1 pseudogene is annotated in these 5,850 nt (G+C 45.8%); it reads left to right on the top strand.

The features are described from left to right. Positions 1-5,850, top strand: a pseudogene (locus EDC51_RS10735) (YadA-like family protein); the annotation flags it as partial.

Here is a 5,850-nt window from a genome sequence, read left to right as displayed (position 1 = left end):
AATGTGTCTTGGACGGTCGCAGGCAATGGAAGCAATGTCAGCAAAATCAAGGCTGGTGATGTTGTTAATTTTGTAAATGGTAATAATACCGTTGCCGTGGTGAAATTAAATGAAACCACAAATGCAACGGATGTGACTTACCATGTCGAAGGTGATTTAACGAATATCACAAGTATCACTAATGGTAATACTTCTATTAAGTTAGGCGATGCTAACGGCAACAACACCGTGAATATCAACAATGCGACAATCAGCAATGTTGCACCGGGTGTAAACGGCACAGATGCGGTGAATGTAGATCAGCTAGAAAAAGTGAACAGCACGGCAAATGCTGGCTGGAATCTCACGGTGAATACAGGCGAAAACGGCACCAATATTAGCCCGAATGCGACAGTGGATTTACGTAACAGCGATGGCAACATTGTGATTACGAAAGACGCAAATAACGTTACCTTTGACTTAAACAATACCTTAACCATTGGTGGAAAAGGCAAAGATGGCGCAGACGGTAAAGACGGTCAGCTAGGTGTAGCCGGTAAAGATGGTAAAGATGGCGTAACCATTTACGGTAACGGCACGATTGGCATTAACGGTAAAGACGGTATTCCGGGTAAAGATGGCCAACCGGGCATGAATGGTTCTAATGCAACTGTAACAGTAGTTGAAGGCACCCCAGGTATCAACGGCAAAGACGGCGAAACGCTAACACGTGTGGTTTATACCGATGCCAACGGCACAACGCATGAAATTGCTACCTTAGATGACGGCTTGAAATTCAAAGGCGACAAAGGTGAAGTGATTGCGAAGAAACTGGGCGAAACGTTAGAGATTATCGGTAAAGCTAAAGATGATGCCGCTGTAACAGATAAGAACTTACGCGTAGATAGTGAAGGCGGTCAGCTAGTGATCAAGATGGCAAGCGACCTGCGTGACATCAACAATATCACCAGCAGCAATGGCAACACCACGATTACGCTAAGTGATAGCAATGGCAACAACACCGTCAATATCAACAACGCGACAATTAGCAATGTTGCACCGGGTGTAAACGGCACAGATGCAGTGAATGTTGATCAGCTAGAGAAAGTCAATGCCACAGCAAATGCGGGCTGGACGATTACCACAAACGAAGGTAACGCGACTTACAATGTGAAACCAAATGCCACGGTAGATTTACGTAATGCAGATGGCAACATTGTGATTAGCCAAGACAACGGCAACATCACCTTTGACTTAAACAGCACCTTAACTATTGGTGGAAAAGGCAAAGATGGCACAGACGGTAAAGACGGTCAGTTAGGCGTAGCCGGTAAAGATGGCGCAGATGGCGTAACCATCTATGGCAACGGCACAATTGGCATTAACGGTCGTGATGGAGTCGATGGCAAACCAGGTGCGAACGCTTCAGTCACAGTGATTGAAGGCACCCCAGGTATCAACGGCAAAGACGGCGAAACGCTAACCCGTGTGGTTTATACCGATGCCAACGGCACAACGCATGAAATTGCAACCTTAGACGACGGCTTGAAATTCAAAGGCGATAAAGGAGAAGTGATTGCGAAGAAACTGGGCGAAACGTTAGAGATTATCGGTCGTACAGACGTGAATGCGAATGTGACAGATAAAAACTTACGTGTTGATAATGAAGAAGGTAAGTTAGTGCTGAAAATGGCGAAAGAGTTACAAGAAATTAACTCAATTAGCAACAATAACGGCACAACCATCACCTTAGGTGATGCCAATAACAACAACACCGTGAATATCAACAACGCGACAATCAGTAATGTTGCACCGGGTGTAAACGGCACAGATGCAGTGAATGTTGATCAGCTAGAGAAAGTGAACAGCACAGCAAATGCAGGCTGGACGATTACCACAAACGAAGGTAACGCGACTTACAATGTGAAACCAAATGCCACGGTAGATTTACGTAATGCAGATGGCAACATTGTGATTAGCCAAGACAACGGCAACATCACCTTTGACTTAAACAGCACCTTAACCATTGGTGGAAAAGATGGTCAAGATGGTCAAATGGGCGTAGCCGGTAAAGATGGTAAAGATGGCGTAACCATCTATGGCAACGGCACGATTGGCATTAATGGTAAAGACGGTATTCCGGGTAAAGATGGCCAACCGGGCATGAATGGTTCTAATGCAACCGTAACAGTAGTTGAAGGTACCCCAGGTATCAATGGCAAAGACGGCGAAACGCTAACCCGTGTGGTTTATACCGATGCCAACGGCACAACGCATGAAATTGCTACCTTAGATGACGGCTTGAAATTCAAAGGCGACAAAGGTGAAGTGATTGCGAAGAAACTGGGTGAAACGTTAGATATTATCGGTCGTACAGACGTGAATGCGAATGTGACAGATAAGAACTTACGCGTAGATAGTGAAGGTGGTCAGTTAGTGATCAAGATGGCAAGCGATCTGCGAGACATCAACAATATCACCAGCAGCAATGGCAACACCACGATTACGCTAAGTGATAGCAATGGCAACAACACCGTGAATATCAACAATGCGACAATCAGCAATGTTGCACCGGGTGTAAACGGCACAGATGCGGTGAATGTAGATCAGCTAGAAAAAGTGAACAGCACGGCAAATGCAGGCTGGAATCTCACGGTGAATACAGGCGAAAACGGCACCAATATTAGCCCGAATGCGACAGTGGATTTACGTAACAGCGATGGCAACATCGTGATTACGAAAGATGCGAATAACGTTACCTTTGACTTAAACAGCACCTTAACCATTGGTGGAAAAGATGGTCAAGATGGTCAAATGGGCGTAGCCGGTAAAGATGGCGCAGATGGCGTAACCATCTATGGCAACGGCACGATTGGCATTAACGGTCGTGATGGAGTCGATGGCAAACCAGGTGCGAACGCTTCAGTCACAGTGATTGAAGGCACCCCAGGTATCAACGGTAAAGACGGCGAAACGCTAACCCGTGTGGTTTATACCGATGCCAACGGCACAACGCATGAAATTGCTACCTTAGATGACGGCTTGAAATTCAAAGGCGACAAAGGTGAAGTGATTGCGAAGAAACTGGGTGAAACGTTAGAGATTATCGGTCGTACAGCAGAAACTGCGAATGTGACAGATAAAAACTTACGTGTGGATAATGAAAACGGTAAGTTAGTGCTGAAAATGGCGAAAGAGTTACAAGAAATTAACTCAATTAGCAACAATAACGGCACAACCATCACCTTAGGTGATGCCAATAACAACAACACCGTGAATATCAACAACGCGACAATCAGCAATGTTGCACCGGGTGTAAACGGCACAGATGCAGTGAATGTTGATCAGCTAGAGAAAGTCAATGCCACAGCAAATGCAGGCTGGACGATTACCACAAACGAAGGTAACGCGACTTACAATGTGAAACCAAATGCAACAGTGGATTTACGTAATGCAGATGGCAACATTGTGATTAGCCAAGACAACGGTAACATCACCTTTGACTTAAACAGCACCTTAACCATTGGTGGAAAAGATGGTCAAGATGGTCAAATGGGCGTAGCCGGTAAAGATGGCGCAGATGGCGTAACTATCTATGGCAACGGCACGATTGGCATTAACGGTCGTGATGGAGTCGATGGCAAACCAGGTGCGAACGCTTCAGTAACAGTGATTGAAGGCACCCCAGGTATCAACGGTAAAGACGGCGAAACGCTAACCCGTGTGGTTTATACCGATGCCAACGGCACAACGCATGAAATTGCTACCTTAGATGACGGCTTGAAATTCAAAGGCGACACAGGTGAAGTGATTGCGAAGAAACTGGGTGAAACGTTAGAGATTATCGGTCGTACAGACGTGAATGCGAATGTGACAGATAAAAACTTACGTGTTGATAATGAAAACGGTCAGTTAGTGATCAAGATGGCAAGCGATCTGCGAGACATCAACAATATCACCAGCAGCAATGGCAACACCACGATTACGCTAAGTGATAGCAATGGCAACAACACCGTGAATATCAACAACGCGACAATCAGCAATGTTGCACCGGGTGTAAACGGCACAGATGCAGTGAATGTTGATCAACTAGAGAAAGTTAATGCCACCGCAAATGCGGGCTGGACGATTACCACAAACGAAGGTAACGCGACTTACAATGTGAAACCAAATGCAACAGTGGATTTACGTAATGCAGATGGCAACATTGTGATTAGCCAAGACAACGGCAACATCACCTTTGACCTAAACAGCACCTTAACCATTGGTGGAAAAGGCAAAGATGGCGCAGACGGTAAAGACGGTCAGCTAGGTGTAGCCGGTAAAGATGGCGCAGATGGTGTAACCATCTATGGCAACGGCACGATTGGCATTAACGGTCGTGATGGAGTCGATGGCAAACCAGGTGCGAACGCTTCAGTAACAGTGATTGAAGGCACCCCAGGTATCAACGGCAAAGACGGCGAAACGCTAACACGTGTGGTTTATACCGATGCCAACGGCACAACGCATGAAATTGCTACCTTAGATGACGGCTTGAAATTCAAAGGCGACAAAGGTGAAGTGATTGCGAAGAAACTGGGTGAAACGTTAGAGATTATCGGTCGTACAGACGTGAATGCGAATGTGACAGATAAAAACTTACGTGTTGATAATGAAAACGGTCAGTTAGTGATCAAGATGGCAAGCGATCTGCGAGACATCAACAATATCACCAGCAGCAATGGCAACACCACGATTACGCTAAGTGATAGCAATGGCAACAACACCGTGAATATCAACAACGCGACAATCAGCAATGTTGCACCGGGTGTAAATGGCACGGATGCAGTGAATGTTGATCAGCTAGAGAAAGTCAATGCCACAGCAAATGCGGGCTGGTTTATGACGACAAATCACGGTGACAAGTCCTTTAATGTGAAACCGAACGCAAGCGTAGACTTGAGAACGGCAAATAACAATCTTGTTATCACCCAAGAGGATGGCAATATCACCTTTGGCTTGAGCAATAACCTGAACCTAACATCAAACGGCTCAGTCACTATTGGTAATACAACGATTGATAATAGTGGTTTAACCATTAAAGATGGTCCAAGTATTACCGAAAATGGTGTAGATGCCGGTGATAAGAAAGTGACGAATGTTAGCAATGGCACAATCAGCGCAGAGAGCAAAGACGCCATCAACGGCAGCCAGCTCTATGCAGTGAAACAAATCGCAGAAGCCGGCTGGAACTTATCGGTAAATGAGGGAGAAGACGCAGGCAATGTGGCACCGGGGGCAAATGTTGATTTGCGTAATAGCGACGGCAATATCGTGATTAGCAAAGACGCGAATAACGTCACCTTCAATTTAGCGAAAGACATCAAGGTAGATACCTTAAAAGCGAACACAAGCGTCACCGTGGGCAATGACACCGTTCATACTTCAATCATGAACAATGGCATCACAGTGAAAGGTGAAAATAGTACCGTAACCCTAACCGATAAAGGTTTAGATAATGGCGGCAACAAAATCACCAATGTCGCAGCAGGAACGAATGCAACAGACGCAGTGAATGTCAGCCAATTGAACAGCACGATTGCAGGCGTTCAATGGAAACTGACCGGTAACAATGACAATGCAAACGCAACAACCGTAGGCAGCCAAACCGTCAGCTTCAACGACAGCGAATCGGTGAAAGCTAATGTGGATGGCGTGAATGTCAGCTTCAGCGTAAAAGCCGGTGAGCTTGGCAATGAAGCAGGTAAAGTCACCAGCAACAGTACAAATGGTTCCGTTGCGACAGTGAAAAACGTTGCCGATGCGATTAACAACTCAGGCTGGAACATCGCCTTAACAGATGGCAGCAATGAGTTAGTGAAACCAGGC

This window comes from Bibersteinia trehalosi (genome assembly GCF_004346205.1).
In the GTDB taxonomy this organism is placed as follows: Bacteria; Pseudomonadota; Gammaproteobacteria; order Enterobacterales; family Pasteurellaceae; genus Bibersteinia; species Bibersteinia trehalosi.
Note: the sequence above shows the minus strand (reverse complement) of the source record. Positions and strands in the feature narration are given on the sequence as shown.